The 19,250-nt window shown below is 56.2% G+C and carries 14 protein-coding genes; 10 read left to right on the plus strand and 4 right to left on the minus strand.

Annotated features, from left to right (window positions below; all coding sequences use genetic code 11):
• Positions 1-215 precede the first annotated feature (215 nt).
• From B2R17_RS00380 to B2R17_RS00395, 4 genes are all read left to right on the plus strand, one after another.
• Positions 216-1,571, plus strand: coding sequence for a rhomboid family intramembrane serine protease (locus B2R17_RS00380; RefSeq protein ID WP_286762387.1), 1,356 nt, complete (start codon positions 216-218; stop codon positions 1,569-1,571).
• 334 nt (positions 1,572-1,905) lie between these two features.
• Positions 1,906-2,805: a hypothetical protein gene (locus tag B2R17_RS00385; RefSeq protein ID WP_286762388.1), complete on the plus strand. Its 900-nt coding sequence runs from the start codon at positions 1,906-1,908 to the stop codon at positions 2,803-2,805.
• 450 nt (positions 2,806-3,255) lie between these two features.
• On the plus strand, positions 3,256-5,256 hold the full coding sequence (locus B2R17_RS00390; RefSeq protein ID WP_286762389.1) for a multiheme c-type cytochrome: 2,001 nt from the start codon (positions 3,256-3,258) through the stop codon (positions 5,254-5,256).
• A gap of 434 nt (positions 5,257-5,690) precedes the next feature.
• Positions 5,691-6,419, plus strand: coding sequence for a PEP-CTERM sorting domain-containing protein (locus B2R17_RS00395; protein WP_286762390.1), 729 nt, complete (start codon positions 5,691-5,693; stop codon positions 6,417-6,419).
• Between the two features lie 123 nt (positions 6,420-6,542).
• Here the strand turns inward: B2R17_RS00395 and B2R17_RS00400 are convergent, their stop codons facing one another.
• Complete coding sequence (locus B2R17_RS00400) at positions 6,543-7,313, minus strand: hypothetical protein (protein ID WP_008653798.1); 771 nt, start codon at positions 7,311-7,313, stop codon at positions 6,543-6,545.
• 132 nt (positions 7,314-7,445) lie between these two features.
• Here B2R17_RS00400 and B2R17_RS00405 point away from each other — a divergent pair, with 132 nt between their 5' ends.
• Positions 7,446-7,712, plus strand: coding sequence for a Trm112 family protein (locus B2R17_RS00405; RefSeq protein WP_008653797.1), 267 nt, complete (start codon positions 7,446-7,448; stop codon positions 7,710-7,712).
• Positions 7,713-7,952: 240 nt separating this feature from the next.
• On the opposite strand, the gene eno is transcribed toward B2R17_RS00405, so the two are convergent.
• Positions 7,953-9,239, minus strand: coding sequence for a phosphopyruvate hydratase (gene eno, locus B2R17_RS00410; RefSeq protein ID WP_286762391.1), 1,287 nt, complete (start codon positions 9,237-9,239; stop codon positions 7,953-7,955).
• A gap of 205 nt (positions 9,240-9,444) precedes the next feature.
• On the opposite strand from eno, the gene B2R17_RS00415 reads away from it, so the two are divergent.
• Both B2R17_RS00415 and rsmA read left to right on the plus strand, forming a co-directional pair.
• Positions 9,445-10,119 carry a riboflavin synthase gene (locus tag B2R17_RS00415; RefSeq protein WP_286762392.1) on the plus strand — a complete coding sequence of 225 codons (675 nt, stop codon included), beginning with the start codon at positions 9,445-9,447 and terminating at the stop codon, positions 10,117-10,119.
• Positions 10,116-11,096 carry a 16S rRNA (adenine(1518)-N(6)/adenine(1519)-N(6))-dimethyltransferase RsmA gene (gene rsmA / locus B2R17_RS00420; protein WP_286762393.1) on the plus strand — a complete coding sequence of 327 codons (981 nt, stop codon included), beginning with the start codon at positions 10,116-10,118 and terminating at the stop codon, positions 11,094-11,096. Before B2R17_RS00415 ends, rsmA begins: the two co-directional genes overlap by 4 nt.
• A gap of 99 nt (positions 11,097-11,195) precedes the next feature.
• On the opposite strand, the gene B2R17_RS00425 is transcribed toward rsmA, so the two are convergent.
• Positions 11,196-12,401, minus strand: a complete 1,206-nt coding sequence (locus B2R17_RS00425) for a hypothetical protein (RefSeq protein WP_286762394.1) — start codon at positions 12,399-12,401, stop codon at positions 11,196-11,198.
• A gap of 442 nt (positions 12,402-12,843) precedes the next feature.
• Positions 12,844-13,539 (minus strand): RNA polymerase sigma factor, encoded by a 696-nt coding sequence (locus B2R17_RS00430; RefSeq protein ID WP_007325344.1) that lies wholly within the window; start codon positions 13,537-13,539, stop codon positions 12,844-12,846.
• A gap of 671 nt (positions 13,540-14,210) precedes the next feature.
• On the opposite strand from B2R17_RS00430, the gene B2R17_RS00435 reads away from it, so the two are divergent.
• The 3 genes from B2R17_RS00435 to B2R17_RS00445 form a co-directional block, all read left to right on the plus strand.
• Positions 14,211-15,953: a hypothetical protein gene (locus B2R17_RS00435; protein ID WP_286762395.1), complete on the plus strand. Its 1,743-nt coding sequence runs from the start codon at positions 14,211-14,213 to the stop codon at positions 15,951-15,953.
• A gap of 119 nt (positions 15,954-16,072) precedes the next feature.
• On the plus strand, positions 16,073-18,436 hold the full coding sequence (locus B2R17_RS00440; RefSeq protein WP_286762396.1) for an ATP-dependent helicase: 2,364 nt from the start codon (positions 16,073-16,075) through the stop codon (positions 18,434-18,436).
• A gap of 186 nt (positions 18,437-18,622) precedes the next feature.
• On the plus strand, positions 18,623-19,250 hold a 628-nt coding region (locus B2R17_RS00445), incomplete at its 3' end, for a peroxiredoxin-like family protein (RefSeq protein ID WP_286762397.1).

Raw genomic sequence — 19,250 nt, forward strand, 5'->3', positions numbered from 1 at the left:
TCCCTTGTTGATGCACCCCAAACGCGCGATGAGCACATGCCAAACGCCGGGCGGCAACGCCGCTCGCGAACATTTTTCTGAGCGAACGGATTGGACGGAAACAAAACGCGCGCCCCACATCAGGTGGTTTGTCGCCACCACACAGGCCGATCGCATTAAACTACGATCGCGATTGTCGTCTCACTCCCTCCTCCTTCCGCCCCAGGAACCGCGTCGTGTTGTTTGTCCCCATCTCAACCGACGCCCCCATTTATCACTGGCCGATCGCCACGGTCAGCTTGATCGTCGCCAACGTGCTCGCGTTCGCCGTTTGCGTCTGGGGACTGGTGACCGGCAACATCGAACTCGAAACGATGGAACGTTTCGCTCTGTCCTACGAGACGATCAATCCGATCCAGTGGGTGACCAGTGCTTTCCTGCACGCCGGCCCGTTTCACCTGATGGGCAACATGTTCTTTTTGTGGGCGTTTGGCTTGATCGTCGAAGGAAAGGTCGGTGCGTGGAAGTTTTTGCTGATCTATTTGGGAATCGCCGTCGGCGAGTGTGTTGTCGAACAATTGATGATGCTGGTGCTCGTCGGCGAAGGCTATTCGCTGGGTGCATCCTCCGCCGTCTTCGGCCTGATGATGATCGCCTTGATTTGGGCACCGGAAAACGATGTCGAGTGCGTGCTGGTCTTTGGTCTGTTTCTTTTCATCCGAGCACTGGCATTCGAGGTCAAAGTCGTCACTCTCGCGATGCTGTTTTTGTTCCTGCAAGTCGTCGAGATGTTCTTCGCCGGCTTCTCGGTCTCGTCAGGGTTGCTGCATATGCTCGGCGCATTCGTCGGTGCACCCATCGGCCTATGGATGCTGCACACCGGCCGTGTCGACTGCGAGAACTGGGACGTGATCTCTCGCAACGAGTGGCTGCAGGAATACGAGTGGCTCTGCCCGCCTTCGCGGCGTGAAGCCATCCAGCGTGAAGCCGCCATCGCCTACGATCCGGTGGCAGCAGCCTTGGCGAGCAAGCATTCCCAGGTCGATGCCAATTCCACGTACGCTCAGCAACAATCCGCAACCTCCAAACAAACAAAGACCAAACGCGGCTTTCTTGGCAAAAGAAAACGTGGTGCCAATGACGCAGCAGCTGCCGCGCAAGCAGCCATGACTGCGTCTCAGGCACACCCTGAATTCAATCGCTTGTCGATGCTGCTTCGACAAGCCATCGCGAGTGGTAGTTTGAGTGTTGCAAATTCGCACTTCGCTCGATTGGACCAGCTTTCCATCGCGAGAGGATTATCTGACAAAACCCTCTTTGATCTGGCAAAGCTCTATGCGGCCGCCAAACAGTTCGTCCCGGCCGTGGGGCCATTGCAGATCATCGCAGACCGTGATGGAGCGCTGTCAAACGAAGCACGACTGCGATTGGCTCAGATTCAATTGAAAGTCATGCGCCGCGCCGATCTCGCACAGGACTCTCTGAATCAAATCCATGTTGACGAGAAAAAACCGAGCGATTCTCACCAAAAGGTGATCGCCCGCCGGAACCAGCTTCTCGCAATGTGCCGGGCGGCTGCCACACCTCAGTGATTTTTCGCTGAGGCCCAGATCAGCTCAGCATTTCTGACGTGGTTGCCCCAACACTTGATCGCTACGTCAAACCGAAGCCACAAGAGCATTTTGAGCTGAACAATTCCCTGCAAATTTTTGCGGTCATCTCCGTTTCACGGAATGCCGATGACAACGAATGGCGTATTGTGACGACGAGGTCAAGTTTGTCGCGATCGCGGACAGGACGCAGCGGGATCAGAACGAGCCGTTCCATCGAAAGCGCTGGCTGGCCAAATGCACTGCACCACGGGTGGAAGCAGGATCGCTGGCCACAGACGAGTTTCACAAACATTGCTTCGAATGGAATCGGATCATGCCCCCCAAAGAACTGATGGACTTGTTGAACAGTCACCGCGAACAAAACATGCGGACCCTGTTTCACAGTGCTGAGGTCCGCTTCAAAGGTGGCATATCAACTACGGAAACAACAAGACTTCAAGTCGAGAGTCAAGATATCCGACGCAATGCCGAACGAGCATCCGGGCAAGGTTCGCAGGGATCCCAGGAACAAAACGGGTTTGTTGTCCGCATGCTGGAGAGCGCCACCGGTGTGAATGCGGCAGATCTGAAGGCATTTTTACCTAGCGCATTGGACCCAAGCATCCTTTCCAACGTCGCCCCGTTCGTTGGGATCGTTCGCTCGGGCGAGCGACTGATCCAACACATTCGCGATTTTTACGGAACCGCCGTGCAGCGGTACCGATCCATTCGCGCTGTTGCGGCACTTCATGGCGGCAACGCGAAAGCGGCCGGGGAGGCAGTCAAGAAGATGCTTCAGAAAGCACTGGTGGCTGGCGCGCTTGATATTGGCAGGACGGCCAGCCAGTTCACGGTTGGCCTCGCCTCGGCTTGCATCGACGGCGGCATGATGGTGAATTTGGTTGCCAGCGTGCAGAAACTGATCCAACGACTTGTCCTCATCGGCCTGGACATCTCGGAACGAAATTCGGCGATGAGCTGCCTGAGAAAGGGTGTGTTTAACCGGGATGTCTTCAAGGCGTCTCCGTTGCTGGGCTGTTACTACCTGACTTGTTCCAACACATCGGACATCGTCGGCTTGCTGGCCGCTCCCGGTGGCAACGAAGACTGGATGAGCAAGGTCGAAAAGTCAAAGAAGTACATCGATCCTCTGCTCGCGTCAGCACGCGAACAAATCCAGAAATCCAGGCTTGAGGTCGTCGGCATTCCTTGTGGTCTCGTCAAAGCCGCTTAGCAGCATGTTGATTTTGACTGGTGCTGCCTCCATATAGCGTCACCCGCGACCGGCGTCTTGCGGGGAAGTGCACTCGGCAATCACCTGCCTAAAACCCTGTCGCCGACGGAGCCTCTCCGTCGGCATGAGCGCAACCCATCACAGCAAACAATGCGGTTGCTCAGCGAGCACGAGGTCGCAAGCTTGCAGATGCCTGCTGCATCGCGGGGTGGTATTGCCGACGGAGAGCCTCCGTCGGCTACGTCATTGCGTCTGGTGCCGGGCACCATCTGGATCTCCGTTGCAAACGGTTGATGGCAGAGACATACTTTGAAAGGACATACTTTCAATTGAGTGCCGGCAGGTAAAGATCCGGGCTCACTCCGGCTGCCGAGCGAAACGCGTCTTTCTGTGCTTGTTGGCCGCGGTCTTCGTCGGCATCAGAAAAGCGACATTTTTGAGTATGCGGCCATGAACGGAGCAGTCATCGGTTTCAGTGTCGTCGTTGGGCTCATCGCCGGCGGGCTGGTCTGGTGGATCAAGCGTTCCATTGCAGGCGCGTTGCTCGTGCCAGTCCTCGCAGTGGGCTTTGTTGTGCTGGCTCTGCCGCCAGCTCCCGTGCCGCTTGGACCGCCACGAGACCTTGCGAGACCGGAGCGGTTGTCACCTGAAGTTCAGAACAGCTTGCCAGTGATGGCTCAGCTATCAGCTTTTCGTCCAATCGAGGTTCCCGACAAAGGCTATGTCGCTTCTGACGCATGCATCGAATGCCACCCACAGAACCACGCGACTTGGTTCGATTCCTATCACCGCACGATGACGCAAGTTGCCGATCCAGAGGTTCTGCTGGGCGACTTCGATGATGTGAAGCTGTCGGAAAACGGACGCAACTACCACTTAACAGAAGGAAGTGATGTTTGCTGGGTCGAGATGCTTGATCCAGCTGCCATACCGGGAACAGCGGCGGCACTCCAGCGAGTCCGAAGTCCCATTGTGATGGCGACCGGCTCGCATCACATGCAAGTGTATTGGTTTCCCATGGGCGTGCAACGCACTTTGGGCATTCTGCCATTTGTCTTTTTAAATGAAACACAGGAATGGGTCCCGCGATCAGCGGCGTTCCTACAACCAGCTGAACAGGGTGTTTCGCACGAAATCGGACGTTGGAATGCGGCCTGCAGCCAATGTCATTCCACGCACCCTCAAAAACGCGAAATGAGCGTCGGCGAATGGGATACGCGAGTGGCCGAATTTGGTATCAGTTGCGAAGCATGCCACGGACCGGGGCAACAACACATCACCTACCATCGAGAGTCGACCGACAGGAACGCCGAGGCCGTCGCCTTGTCGAACGATCCCATCGTCAATCCCGAAGGACTGTCGCACGTTCGATCGTCACAAGTTTGTGGCCAATGTCATTCGGTGATGACCCTCAAAGGCGACCCGGAGAGAATCAACATCCACGGCGTCTCGTACCCACCAGGATCTGATCTGCGTGAGTCATTCGATGTATGGCATCTCCACAGCCCGGATATGAAGGAGCTGCTAAAGAATGAAGCCATTCGCGACCGCGTCGTCCGCACCAATGAAGGAACGTTTTACTCCGACGGGATGGTTCGCGTCTCGGGACGAGAATACACCTCACTGGAACAATCAGGCTGCTTTCAACGCGGTGAGATGGGTTGCCTGACATGCCACCAACTTCATCAATCCTCCGACGACACACGCAGTCGCACTGATTGGGCCAACGACCAATTGAAGCCCACTGCGATCGGCAACGATGCCTGTCTTCAGTGCCATGATCAACAGCAGTACTCAACATCTCATACGCATCACGCGGAGGATTCAACCGGATCGAATTGCTACAACTGCCACATGCCCCACACCGCGTATGGACTGCTCAAAGCGATTCGCAATCACACGATTAGCATTCCGGATCTGAAACAGGATCTGGCCGCCAAACGTCCCAACGCATGCAACCAATGCCATCTGGACAAGACACTGAAATGGACAGCAACCCATCTGAGCGACTGGTATTCGATCGATGCACCGGAACTGGACGCTGACCAATCGGAAGTCGCGGCTTCCATTTTGTGGCTGCTGAAAGGCGATGCCGCCAACCGGGCGCTCGCGGCATGGACGATGGGTTGGTCGGACGCACAGGCGACATCAGGCAACAATTGGCAATCGATCTACCTCGCTCAACTTTTGAACGATCCGTATCTCGCGATTCGACTGATCGCCCGACGTTCGTTGCAAACGCTACCGGGTCTCGCTGAATTGAAGATAACGCCGCTGGGATCGGATGCCGAGCGTGGAGATGCCATCCAGTCCATCATCGCGACTTGGAATCAGGATCAACGTCCCACCAATCCAGCCTTGTTGCTCGGCCCCCAAAACGCGGTCCAAACGAACCGGATCGAAGCGATCATGATACAGAGAGACAACACGCCGATGACGCTAACCGAATAGCGTCTGCATCTCGCGATCACTCCACATGATAGAGGTTGTGCAGGTTTAGATTCAGTGCTCGCAATGTTGAATTCGCCCTCATGAACGCAGTTCGGGTCTGTCAATTGCCAAGCACGAACAAACGACGCGACCACGCTGCGTCACATGTGCCGACGGAATATTTGGAGACAACTGTTCTACTCTGTTGCGTTCACTCGACCTCAAACGCAAGACTGAAGCCTCTAACCGTTCGGTGGTGTTTTGTAGTTTTTTAATTTTCTTTGTGAGACGCCCACAACTCACGACGACTCCACACTCCAAATAGTGGCATGCTCCTTAGCCGACTGCCCAAAAAAAATTAATCAGGCACCGAACACACCAGCCTGTCGAGGGGCATGCTCAAACGACAACCAATGTCGTTTAACTAAGATTCAGTGAAGCAGAGATAGTTTTCCTTGATCATCCACCACGTTCACCTTAGCATTACCAGCAGGCGGCAAGTTAACTTCAAAGTGCATACGAAATTTTCCGCGGAATTCAAAGTGATTCATAATTCAGTAAACCTGGCAAGACTTACGTTGCTGCTCCTATTCGTAGGACCTGCCGCGAACTTCGCCAGCGGCGCCATAGTGCAGACGTTCACTTTAACGTCCGCGGGTGGGAGTGCATCCGGAAATACACTGAGCATTAGCCTGATCGGACTAGATGCTGATGGTGTAACTTTCGATGCCGTTGTGACCGCCACTGGAAGCGCCAATCTACATCAAACCGGGACTACCGGCGTTGGGGTATCGGGTGGTTCTTCGAATTTGATCAATCAGAGTGAGTTCGTAACCTTCACTGCCTCAATTTCCAACGAGGTCGGAGGCTCGGTTTCTTTCGATGGATTCACAGAACTGACCCTTTCATCACTTTTGCAAACCGACGAGCAAGGAGCGATTAGCGCAGACACGGTCCTGGACATTAGTGACACAATCGTTTCAAACAACGGACCTCATTCGCTTAGCTTGCTTCCTACATTCTCGTTGCTTGGAACTAACAACGGGGGAACAAACTCATCATTCCGGGCATTGAATGTGGATGCTCAATTTTCAGGTACCGCAACTGCCGTCCCTGAGCCCTCGACTTTTCTCGCACTGCTACTGGTTGCACCAAGCATCGCATACCGCAGACGTTCCCGCTGAATCGCATGCCTTACGCATAGAGCCAAAATTGGACAAGTTGGCAGGCATTGTCTGACTCAAGATCGCCTACCGGCCGTGACTGACTCTGCCAGATAAGAACAGCTTCGGAGTTATGTGTTTAGCTCACCGCCAGACGCTGATTACTGGCAAGCCTGCAACGGTGGTTCCCGTTGTGGGTGGGCCGTAGATGGTTGGGTTGGATGGGGCTAGTTCGGTGGCCCGCATTCCGGATTGCAGCGATGAACGTGGACGTTCTCTGGTTGCCAGCGATGCTGCGGCGACTTGGTCCGCTCCCGTGGTGATCGGCTGGATCGGTGCGTTGGAGTCGATCGGACGCAGACGCGATGCGATTTCTGGGCGGATGTTGGATGTCGACGCCAGCGATTGTGCTTGAGGTGCCAACTGGCCGACCGGTTCGTACTGGACGACTTGATCGTTCTGCATCCGCAACGTTCGCTCGGGAACTTGAACGAGCTTGGTTTCTGGTTCCCATTTCACTCGGGTCTCGGTTTGATGAACGACCTCCGAGCGTGCTTCCCAGCGGGTTTCGGGAACGTGCCGGTACGCCACGGTGGGCTGGCGGAATGGGTTCCAACGACCTTCCAAATGCGGACGCAGCATCATCGTGGTCACGGGAACGTAGGACGTGCGAGCAACGGGTTTGGTCTCGACAACCGCCTTGGGCGTGTAAACCGTTTGCTCGCGAGTCTTCATTTGGACTTCGCTGACCGGACGCTGGACCTGGCGAATTTGCTTCCGGTACACGATTCCGGTCGCTGGATCAGCGTGCAATTCACCGCCTTCCTGAGCGGTGACCGACGTGGTCAGGGACATCGATGCCCCCGCAACCAAAACGCCAACAATGAACTTGTTCGTCCGATTGGAATTCCGCATGACAATCCTTCGTCTGCAGGTGGGATCGGGCATGGCAAGGCCGCCCCAAGAAAAGTAGTTTGCCGAGGTTAGAATTCGGTGGCACGCTCACCGCCCTTGCAGTCAAACTTTTGAAACCCCGAGAAGCCCTCCATGATCACCCCGGATATCTTGCCTATCTTGCGCTGTCCCTCAAGCGGCGGCCAGCTCACACTGGCGGACGAATCCCTCATCCAGAGGGTCAATCAGGCGATCAGCGACGGCACCGCGCGTGATCAATTGGACGAACGCGTGACAGACCCAATCGAAGGCGGATTGGTCAATTCTCCAGCCGATCGCCTGTATCCCATCCGTGGGGGAATCCCGACATTGATCGTCGATGAAGCGATTGGGCTGACGGGAATCAGCGAAGGGGAGTGAAGACCTGAGCGGCGTTTGGAGCTCAGAGAAAAAGATGCGAGGGCATTCAAACATTAGCCGCAGTGCGTTAGCACCGGTTTCCATGACGCAACCGGTTCGAACGGATACCGACTCGGCATCGACGGACTTGGAAGTTCATCGTACGGTCGTCGAGCGTCAAAACTGTTTGCGACCGATCCAATAAAAAAGCGGAGCCACTGGGGCTCCGCTTGCTGAATCATTTCATCGTGAATTCGGAGATCAGCCGGTGATTCGCTTGGCGAACAATGGTCCGCCGTACTGAGCCGCGTCGCCCAACAATTCTTCGATGCGAAGCAATTGGTTGTACTTGGCCATACGGTCACTACGACTTGCCGACCCAGTCTTGATTTGGCCGGTCGACATGGCAACGGCCAAGTCAGCGATGGTCGAATCTTCGGTTTCACCACTGCGGTGGCTGCTGATCGAGGTGTAACCGTTGCGATGAGCGAGCTGAATCGCGTCGATGGTTTCGGTCATCGTTCCGATTTGGTTGACCTTGATCAGGATGCTGTTGGCGATCCCTTCATCGATACCGCGTTGCAAACGTTCGACGTTGGTGACGAACAAGTCATCGCCGACCAGTTGCACCTTGTCACCGATCTTGGTGGTGAGTTTCTTCCAGGTATCCCAGTCGTCTTCGTCGCAGCCATCTTCGATGCTGCAGATCGGGTACTTGTCGCACCAATCGGCCAAGAAGTCGACCATTTCATCGCCGGACATTTGGTTGTTGTCCAACGAGTACTTGCCGGATGACTTGTCGTAGAACTCAGTCGAAGCCGCGTCCAAAGCGATCCAGACTTGTTCGCCAGCTTTGTAGCCCGCCTTGTCGATCGCGGTCATGATCACATCGAGAGCTTCTTGGTTGCTCTTCAAGTCAGGTGCGAAACCGCCTTCGTCGCCAACCGCGGTGCTGTATCCCTTTTCCGACAAAACCTTTTTCAGGTTGTGGAAGATTTCGGTTCCGCAGCGCAGTGCATCGCTGAAGCGTTCGAAGCCCAATGGCATGACCATGAACTCTTGGATGTCGACACCGTTGTCGGCGTGCTCACCACCGTTGATGATGTTCATCATCGGAGCGGGCAACATGCGAGCGCCAGCACCACCGAGGTAGCGGAACAAAGGCTGGTTGGTCGAAGCGGCAGCCGCGTGAGCGACGGCAAGCGAAACGCCGAGGATCGCGTTGGCACCGAGTTCTTTTTTGTTGGGCGTGCCATCCAGTTCGATCATCGCTTGGTCAACCGCAGCTTGATCGGTTGCGTCCATGCCTTCCAAGGCATCGGCGATCTTCGTGTTGACGTTTTTGACAGCGGTCGTGACGCCTTTGCCCATGAAGACGGACTTGTCGCCGTCTCGCAGTTCCCAGGCTTCGTGCATCCCGGTGCTGGCTCCGCTGGGCACGGCGGCGCGACCGGCGGCACCGTCCATCAACGTGACTTCGCACTCGACGGTTGGGTTGCCGCGGCTGTCCAAGATTTGCCGAGCGTGAATCGATTCGATCAGTGTCATGGGTTCACTATGAGATTGAGGGGGAACGAAATTCGGCTCAATGGAGGGCCGCAAAATTTGATTTGGAAAAGGCGGACGTTGTCCGATCGGGCGGTATTCTGTCCAATGCCCCGGAAACTGACCACCCGGCACCGATTCCCTGCGTTTTCCCTCGGTTTTGAGCCGTCTTTCCCGCCATCTGCCTCCATCTTCCCATTTCGCTGTCATGTTCACCGGTCTTGTCGAATCCGTTGGCCAACTTTCTGCCGTCGTGGAACAACCGCCCGGCAGACGTCTGGTGATCGCCGCCCCCTCCTTCCGGGATGCAGATCCGACTCGCGACGTGAAGCTGGGCGACAGCATCGCGATCAACGGATGCTGTCTGACCGTTGTCGAAATCGACGGCGACGAGTTGTCCTTTGAGGCGGGCGAAGAAACGCTCAGCCGAACCAATCTCGGCGAACTGACGGCCGAGTCCACCGTCAACCTGGAACGATCGCTTGCGGTCGGAGACCGAATGGGCGGCCACTACGTCACCGGCCACGTCGACTGCGTCGGCCAATTGATCGAACGAGTCGACGACCCACCATGGGCGAATTTGAAATTCTCGGTTCCCGCTCCCTTCGCACAACAGATCGTTGCCAAGGGAAGCATCGCGGTTGACGGCATCAGCCTAACGGTCGTCGATGTCGGAGCAGACTACTTCACGGTCGCACTCATCCCTCACACGTTGGACGCCACCACACTGGGAGGCCGCCAAGTCGGAGACCGCATCAATTTAGAAACTGACTTGTTGGCCAAGTATGTGCAACGAACATTGCAGTTCGGCAATGCCAACGACCAAGCCGACGCAAGCAACCCTGCGTCCCCCACCAACACACCCTGGAGCCCGCAATCATGAGTGACGAAATCGATCCCACTCCTCCCGTCGCACCGCCTCAACCTCCAGCGCGTTCGAACAACGCTTCTCGCGGCTCACGGCAAACCGCGACATACCTGTCCAAACGTTTGACGGCCGCCGGACTGCGCCCGGTGTCTAAGTACGGTCAGAACTTTTTGATCGACTTGAACCTGGTCGAACTGATTGCTCGTTCAGCCGATATCGGGCCGCACGACATCGTGTTGGAAATCGGAACGGGAGTCGGCTCGCTGACATCCATCATGGCCGCTCAAGCCGGCGCGATCTTGACGGTTGAAATCGACCAAAACCTGTTTCAACTCGCGTCGGAGGAACTGGCACCGTTCCCGCACGTGAAGATGATCCAAGGCGACGCACTGAAGAACAAAAGCACGTTCCGTGATGACATCATGGAATCGATTCGCGAAGCCAAGTCGCGATTGCCTGACGACAGCAAATTCATGTTGGTCGCGAACTTGCCCTACAACGTCGCGACTCCAATCGTCAGCAACCTACTGCACCAAGACCCGCCGCCAGACCGCATTGTCGTCACGATTCAAAAGGAACTCGGCGAGCGCATGGTCGCTGGCCCTGGTTCGAAAGACTACGGCGCACTGAGCATTTGGATTCAAGCCACATGCCGGGCCGAGATCGTTCGCATCCTTCCACCCACTGTGTTTTGGCCGCGTCCCAAAGTCGACTCGGCGATCGTGCGTCTCGACGTCGATCACGAGCGTCGCAACGCGATTCCGGACTTGAAGTACTTCCACCAAACCGTTCGAGCTCTGTTCTTTCACCGACGCAAGTTTCTGCGCAGTGTCGTGATCAGCGCAATGAAAGGTCGCTTGGACAAACCGACGATCGACGAGATCCTCGGACGACTGGGCCACGGCGAGACCGCACGTGCGGAAGAACTAAATCTGGAGCAGATCTCCGATCTAGTAGAAGCCCTTCGTCAGGCGGAACAGGCCAACGAGTAAGACTCGTTACCGACGCAGACGAAATATAGAACCAACGCTCGTTTACAGCTGAACAGAAGCCAGCGAAACGCCCGTTCGGCAAAACCGAACTCGCGCCAATCAGCGCTGGCGAGCGTGGACGAACGGCGCTTGCCAACTGGGTGCGAGCGAGGCGTCGTCGATGTTGACGCCGGCTTCCGGGCGACCGTCATGATTGACCAATGGATGGTCCATCAATTGGTTCAAGGACTCTCCCGGGATGAAGCGAACGCGGCCGTCTTCGTACAGGACATTAATCCCGCGGCCACCGTGACTGATCAGTCCATCCTGCGACGGCGAAGCGGCACGAGCCCAGCCTTCCTCGTCGACGACACGGTCCACGACTTTCATCACAGCGGCGTCACTCATCACAGCAAACGATGAACGCCCTTGAAACCGCGGGGATGCAAACTCTTCGCCGTCACGAACACCGAGTGTGTAGGCGTAGTGACCACCAGCGGTTTGTTGCAGCCATTGCAAACGAGCGATCGCTCGCTGCCATGCCGCTTGCTCTTCGACGGTCGTCGCACCAGCGACGGCGAAATGATTCAAATCACGAGCGGCTTCGTCGAGCATTCGAAGCGTAACCATGGTGGGCACTTCTTCTGCGGCACCTTCGGATGCGAAGTTGCCATCTTCTGGGTGCAGTCCGCCAGCGGACCAAAAATCGGTGGAACGAATCGAAGGGCAAAGTGTGGAGCGTGAATCCATCATCAAACCGGCCGAATGCAACCGTGGTGCATAGACACCGGCAAATGCCTGGTAGCCGGTCGACTCGACCGAAGGCAGACGCGCTTCCGCATTGCGAGTGACGTACTGGGTCATTGCCGTGCCCAGTTGACGTAGATTGTCCTGACAAGCCTGCTTGCGAGCCATGAAGCGACCTTCCACCATCGACGGCAATGCGATCGCCAACATGATGCAAGCGGCGGTGACCGAGCCCACCCAATCTCGCCAAGTCCACGCGAGCGAATCAGAACCTTCCATCACCGGAGACAATTTCGGTGTCACCGGCGCGGACACTTTGGATTCGGCGGGTGTCGTCGATTGATCGGGTTCGGCGCCGGGCATCGGCGGAAGTGGCGGCAGAGCGTCGAGCGTTCGAGCAACCAGGTCAGTGGGCGGCGGTTCGACGATTTCACAATCGTCATGAAGAGGCCCAAGTTTGCGTTCCAGCTCGGCCAGCATTTCTCTGGCCTCGGGACTTTCCCGCAAGAGTTTTTCGACCCGCAGCATTTCGTCCGCTTCAAGCGCGCCTAGCAGATATCCAAGAAGATCTTCTTGCATCACAAAGGACGTTGCGTAAGCGGAAAAAGAAACGCGAGAAATGGAAGCAGACTTCGAACCAATCCGAAAAGCTCAACTCGAACGGCATCGGCCGTGGCTTGCGTCGTAAAACCCGGGGATTATGCCCTTGAGCGCAGTTTCGTGCGAAAGACCGAGCACAACGCCCAGCAGATTTGGACGAGACACGTTTCGGATCGGTTCAGAAATGATTACGCCCGCGGTGGAGCGAGTGTTCGGGTAGGTCAGGTGCGAACAGGTTCGTGCTCCACTTTTGTGAAGAACATTCTATCGCCTCACGACCGAGTCAAACCCAATCAATCAGACGAACGGATGCTTCCCATGGTTCACTCGAACCCCAACTCGGCGCAGAAAAAAAGCGGCCCCGAAGTGCCGCTCGTGTCCAGTTCGCAACCAAACGGCCGCGAAAAATGAGGTTTCGCGATTAGACGCCTGGTTGTTCTTCCGCGTCGCGTTCGCCGTCGTGGCTGTCGTCCCACAAACCGCTCAAACGATTGACTGCGGCGTGCAAACGACTTTTGACGGTCCCAACGGGAATCCCCAGAATCTCGGCTGCCTCGCGGTATTTCAGGCCTTGGTAGTAAACCAATTCGACCACTTGCTGCATTGGCTCGCCCAGCGATTCGACGGCGTGATGCACCCAGCGTCCGTTTTCTTCTTTCGAAGCAGCTGCCAATGGATCCGTGATCGCCCCTTCGAGCTTTTCGGACCAACTGCCGCCACGATCATCTTCTTGACCGTTTGCGGGGCGGTCCAAACTGACCATACGGTGGCGTTTGTTACGACGCTGCACGTCGATCGCTTGGTTGGTAGCAATCGCATACAGCCAAGGTCGAAAACGACGCGTCAGATCAAACTGGTTGCACTTCAGGTGAACCTGCAAAAAGGTGCCCTGAAAGGCATCTTCCGCCATTTCGGCGTTGCCGATGTAGCGACGCAGATACGCGTAAATCTCGCGTTCATATCGACGCATCAGGGCTTCGTAAATATCACGACGTCCGCTGGTGCGATATTTCGCAACCAGTTGCTCGTCGGTTTGATCAGCGATGGATTCGCTGGTGAAAACGTTTCCCGAATCCACCTTCGAATCAGCGACCGCTGCGGAAGTTGAAAAGTTCATGGGGGATCGATCACAAAAGAGGTATGAGTAGCACTCAGTCTAATTAGAAATGCGTTGTGCCACGGATTGAACCGCCAAAACAAAATCACATTCACAGAGACGAGTGATGATGAGGGCAACCGCCAAGGCAACTTCAATCGCCCTTAAAAGGCATCAAGGGAAACCTGCACCACGTGCGTATTATCGCGGTTTCGCCTGATTTGTCAAAGTCATCTTCGCGTTGAATTCACATCCTGCCTCTTTGGCAGGGAGCGAATCCAGGGCTCTATAGGGGCAATTCGTGTTCCAGTCCACCTGGAATCGTTGTGTCAATCACTCGGGTTGGTCCGATTGTTCCGGAATTACCGAATGTTTGCTGGAAGTTGTGCCGATAACTCCGCCTGGAACGGTTTCTTCGTTCGAGATTGAACTCCTTTTCCGCGGTGTTGCCCCCAATTTGGCGGCAGTCTTCCCCGGAAACGCTTTCAACCTCGGTCCACGGCGGAACGGTCCACAACGGCGGGGTCGTTGGATGCAAAATCCTTTGGAGCATTCAGCAACTCAACAGCCACAGGACATTTTATGGCTGGGCGTCCTCGCGTGAGCGGGACCCCCGGGGGGATTTTGGGGTCTTTGTGACCGCGGAGACGATTGCAATGCGACGAATTGCCAGGCAAAGAAACGAGCAACCCATGATGGCCCAGACCCCCGATCCCCAAATCAAACCCGGACCCAACCAAAGAACCGGACTGCGTGTGACCCTTGAGGACAATGGGATGACGGAATCATTCAGCGAAAGCGTGACGGTTAAATTACGAAAGCTTCGTGACTTGGTCTGTGGTGGCTTGATCGCCGCCGCAGTTGCCACGCCAGTCGCTGCAGCACCACCCACCGCGGGTGATGAAATGGACTACGAGGCGAGTGGCTTCATGCTACCGCCCGGTGTTCAACCAGCAGGGATGGTCGACGGCATGCCAGCCATGTCGATGCCACCAGGCTCCATGCCAGGTGCACAATCGATCGCCACCACCTTGCCATCGGCTCCGCTGATGATGCCTGGTGGATACGGCTCGGCTGGCTACGCTCCGGCCGGTTACCCACAAGCCGCCTATGCACCTGCTGGCGTCATGCCGGTTGGCTATCAGAGCGGTGGTTTCCTCGGCGGCGGATACGCTGCGGGTTGCGACACGATGAGCTGCGGATGCGGCGACTCGGGTTGCACCAGTGGCCAATGCGGCAGCAACTTCCGCGGCCTTTTGCCCGCTGTGATGGGCGATTGCTGCGGATCATGCGGCGGTGGCGGATGCGGTGCCTGCGGTGGATTGGGCTCGTGCCTGACCAACGGCTCGCTCGGCCAAGGCGGATTGCTTGGAAGCCTCAACGAGTGCGGCCCCGGCAGCACCGACTTCGGCATCCTGGCAGCACACATTGGTGGTGGCTTGGCCGGTCTAGCCGAAGCCCTGCGACCTTACTCCGAAGCCGGTAAATCAGCCCAACGCTGGTACGACGTATCGGTCGAAGGGTTGTTCCTGACGCAGGAGCTCGATGGGTTTGCTGACGGTCAAGTATTGACCAACGGCGGAACCACTGGCACACCGAACGTCGCCGACAACCCAGTTCTGACTCAAGATGACTTGGGCGACGATGACCTGGAAGCCGGTGCTCGCATCTCGTTCGCACTGATCTTCGGTGCCGGCTCAAATGTCGAGTTCACCTTCATGGGCGGCCAAGAATGGGGCGGCTCCGCCTCGGCTTCTGACCCAGGCGGGAACTTGACCTCGATCTATTCCGGTTACGGCACCACGCCGGGAGGCGGATACGCCAACCTGTCAAACTTCCAATCGATCAGTTACGAAGCGGAATTCGACAGCTACGAAATCAACTACCGTCGTCGCACCGTTGGACCGTACGGACGCTTCCAAGGCTCTTGGTTGCTCGGCCTCCGACACGTGGTTTTCGACAACCAATATGCATTCAATGGCTCGCAAAACTCCAGCACCATTGCTGACTTCCAGCAAAGCTTCGACCTTGAGAACCGATACTTCGGTCCTCAGGCCGGCGTCGACCTGTGGTGGAACGCTCGTCCCGGAATTCAACTGGGTGCCGAAGTCAAAGGGGCTTGGGTTCAAAACGACTTCGGTCAAACGTCGTCGATCGGAATCACACCCGGTGCTTTGAACACGTTTGAAACGGGCGGACAAGATGGTGCCTTCATCTTGGATTTCCAAGCAACGGGTATCTACCGCTTCTCGCACTCGTTGTCGCTGCGTGGTTCTTACCACTTGTTGACCATTGATGACGTTTACGCGGCTCCACTGGACAATAGCTTCATCGACGATTTCGCAACCAACGGGGCCGGTGTCTCAGCACCGAGCACCTCGGAAACGTCGCTGACCCTGAACGGTTTCGCTGCTGGTTTGGAATACATGTGGTGAGCGGCTTGGCGGTCAATCGCCAAACAATCACTCTCTGAAAATCTCGCACAGGGGATCGGCCATCGGGTCGGTCCCCTGTTTGCGTTGCCCAGTTTCCCTGGGAACGCTAATCTTGCGTCATGGATGCCATCACAAAAGATCTGACCGCGGCACAAGCCGAAGCGGTCCAGCACATCGACGGACCTCTGCTGATTATCGCCGGCCCCGGTAGCGGTAAGACACGCGTCGTCACCCACCGGATCGCGTACATGCTGCAAAGCGGGATACGCCCGTGGCAAATCGCGGCGCTCACGTTCACCAACAAAGCCGCGGACGAAATGCGGTCGCGAGTCAATTTGCTCGCCCCCAACCAACCAGTTTGGATGGGCACGTTCCACCGGTTCTGCGCACAACAGCTTCGGCGTTACGCACCGATGGTCGGCTTGGCCGAGAACTACTCGATCTACGATTCGTCCGACTCAAAATCCGCGATGAAGCGTGCGATCGCGGCCGCTGGTGTATCGACCAGCCACACCTCGCCCGAGCAAATCGCATCGGCGATCTCCAATGCCAAGAACCGGCTGATCACTCCCGAGATCATGGCTCAACAAACCGGCCGAGCCGGCGACACCGTCGCAGCGAAGGTCTACCCGGTTTATCAACAACAATTGCTGACCGCCAACGCGGTCGACTTTGACGACTTGCTCTTCCACTTCGCTCGGTTGCTGCGGGAGAACCCCGAGGTGCGATCGAACCTGGACGAGAAGCTCAAGTACATCATGGTCGACGAGTACCAAGACACAAACTTGGCTCAGTACGCCATCGTGCGAGCGCTTTCGGTCGACCATCCCAACCTCGCCGTGACGGGTGACCCCGATCAATCGGTCTACGGATGGCGTGGCGCCGACCTCAACAACATTCTGGATTTTGAAAAGGATTACCCGAGCGTCAAAACCGTTCGGCTGGAACAAAACTACCGCAGCACGCCAGAAATCCTTCGCGTCGCCGATCAACTGATTCGGCACAACCGCCGTCGCAAACAGAAGAATCTGTTCACCGATAACCCGACCGGCGAAGCGGTCACGCTGCGTCAGTACGAGGACGGTTACAAAGAAGCCGACGGCATCGCCGATGAAATCGCCAACCAAATGATCGCGGGCAACGCCGAACCGCGAGATTTCGCGATCATGTGCCGGATGAACGCGTTGACGCGATCGATCGAACACGCCCTCCGCAATCGCGGCATCCCGTATCAGATCGTTAACGGGCTGGAGTTCTATCAACGTAAAGAGATCAAGGATCTGCTGGCGTATCTTCACCTGATCAACAACCCTCGCCACGACGTCGCGTTCCAACGTGTGATCAACACACCAACGCGAGGCATCGGTGCCAAGACACTCGAGCGAATCCAACGCTTTGCCGACGATCATCGCATCCCGATGCTGGAAGCCGCTCGCCGTGTCGATGAAATCGACACGCTTTCCAAACGAGCCAAAACGTTGGTGACGTCCTTCATTCGTCTCTACGATCGTTTGTGCATCAAAGCGACCGCGACGCTGGAGGATCTGCTCCGATTCTTGATCGAAGAAATCAAGTTCGTCGCGTACTTGGAACGGACCACTCCAGAACAACAAGACAACAACCCGATCGCCAACGTCGATGAGTTCATTTCCGCGGCCGTCGAATTTGACCAAATGCATCCCGAGGACGGATCACTCGAAGCGTTCCTCGAACAAGTCGCATTGGTGTCGGACACCGACGCATTTGAAGACTCCAACAACCGTGTGACCTTGATGACTTTGCACGCGGCGAAAGGGTTGGAATTCCCTCGCGTATTCATCATCGCGGTCGAAGACAACCTGCTGCCTCACCGCCGCAGTAAAGAAGACGAAACCCAACTCGAAGAGGAACGTCGTCTTCTCTTCGTGGGTGTCACGCGAGCCGAACAATGGTTGCAGATCAGCTACGCGAAACTGCGAAGCTTTCGTGGGGAAAATCAACCGGCGATTCCCAGTATGTTCTTGGGCGAATTGCCTCGCGATGAAATGCAGGTCGTCGAAGTCAAAGGAAGTCGCAACTTCTTTGACGATGCCTACGACGACGAATACCCGGACTCATGGGATTTGGTCCAAGAGCCCGCCGCGGTCACCGACACCGGCCCTGCTGGTCAAACTGACGTGGCCGATGGACCACGCATCCTACCGATGACGGACCAATCCGCGATTCCGGATTTGTATCACGACGACGTGCCGCCACCGAAGAAAAAGAAGCCCAAGGTTTCCATTCAAACCGAACTCAAGACGGCCAGCGATCTGCTGCAATCCGGCGTCACGCCGCTGGGTGCTTACCGCGAAGGCAGCACGGTCCGCCACAACGAATATGGCGAAGGAACGATCATCGCCCTCACAGGCAAAGGCCCCAAACGGACTGCGAAAATTCAATTCGAAGAGACCGAAGAAACCTTCCGTTTGGCATTTGCAAAGATCGAACTAGTCGAACGCTGATTCGCAACAAGCCTGCAGCAATTCCCGATCATTCCGGGCGGTAAGGTCAACATCGGTTCTGGCGGATCGCCGTTGGCAGCAGACATTCCCAAACTGTTGCCAATCTTCTCTTCCTTTCCAGTTCAACGTTGCGAACCCATGCGACTCAGCCTCTTCTTTTGCGCCGCCTTCCTCCCCGCGATGGTCATGTCCACACAAACTCACGCTGACGAATCCTCCGACACAAGCCTGTCCTCACAACTGAAAGAAACTGCCGAAAACGCGACCAAGCGATACCCGGCAGAAGTCCTGAAGACGTTCCAAGGTGGAGTCGACCAAGTTCGTGCCAGCGGCATTGAAAAGTCCGCCAAGCAGGTCGGCGATTCAGCTGCCGATGCGACGCTGAAGGGCTGGGACGAAAACGAAGTTACTCTCAGCGAAGTGTGGTCCGAAAGCCCGGTCATCTTGATGTGGTACCGCGGCGGATGGTGCCCCTATTGCAACCTGCAATTGCGAGCGATGCAAAAACAGCTTTCAGCGATCGAAGGTGCCGGTGCAAAGCTGATTGTCCTGACGCCTGAACTCCCTGACAAGGCGAAGGAAACAGCGGAAACAAACGACCTCGACATGCTGGTCTTGCACGATCGCAACAACGAGCTCGCAAAGAAATTCGGTATCGTGTTCGACTTGCCCGAATCCATTGTCCCGATCTACCGCGACAAACTGCAACTCGCCAAGTTCAACGGTAACGACGCGATGGAATTGCCTCTTGCTGCGACCTACGTGATCAACACGGACGGCAAGATCACTTACGCGTTCCTGGATGCGGACTACT

This window comes from Rhodopirellula sp. UBA1907, from assembly GCF_002337565.1.
Classification (GTDB): domain Bacteria; phylum Planctomycetota; class Planctomycetia; order Pirellulales; family Pirellulaceae; genus Rhodopirellula; species Rhodopirellula europaea.

What these genes read in the sequence shown, in the direction of transcription:
- B2R17_RS00405 (WP_008653797.1), top strand. Translation starts at nt 7,446, where the DNA reads ATGATCACCCCGGATATCTTGCCTATCTTGCGCTGTCCCTCAAGCGGC.
- B2R17_RS00430 (WP_007325344.1), bottom strand. Translation starts at nt 13,539, where the DNA reads ATGAACTTTTCAACTTCCGCAGCGGTCGCTGATTCGAAGGTGGATTCG.
- eno (WP_286762391.1), bottom strand. Translation starts at nt 9,239, where the DNA reads ATGACACTGATCGAATCGATTCACGCTCGGCAAATCTTGGACAGCCGC.
- B2R17_RS00385 (WP_286762388.1), top strand. Translation starts at nt 1,906, where the DNA reads ATGCCCCCCAAAGAACTGATGGACTTGTTGAACAGTCACCGCGAACAA.
- rsmA (WP_286762393.1), top strand. Translation starts at nt 10,116, where the DNA reads ATGAGTGACGAAATCGATCCCACTCCTCCCGTCGCACCGCCTCAACCT.
- B2R17_RS00415 (WP_286762392.1), top strand. Translation starts at nt 9,445, where the DNA reads ATGTTCACCGGTCTTGTCGAATCCGTTGGCCAACTTTCTGCCGTCGTG.
- B2R17_RS00435 (WP_286762395.1), top strand. Translation starts at nt 14,211, where the DNA reads ATGATGGCCCAGACCCCCGATCCCCAAATCAAACCCGGACCCAACCAA.
- B2R17_RS00440 (WP_286762396.1), top strand. Translation starts at nt 16,073, where the DNA reads ATGGATGCCATCACAAAAGATCTGACCGCGGCACAAGCCGAAGCGGTC.
- B2R17_RS00425 (WP_286762394.1), bottom strand. Translation starts at nt 12,401, where the DNA reads ATGCAAGAAGATCTTCTTGGATATCTGCTAGGCGCGCTTGAAGCGGAC.
- B2R17_RS00390 (WP_286762389.1), top strand. Translation starts at nt 3,256, where the DNA reads ATGAACGGAGCAGTCATCGGTTTCAGTGTCGTCGTTGGGCTCATCGCC.
- B2R17_RS00400 (WP_008653798.1), bottom strand. Translation starts at nt 7,313, where the DNA reads ATGCGGAATTCCAATCGGACGAACAAGTTCATTGTTGGCGTTTTGGTT.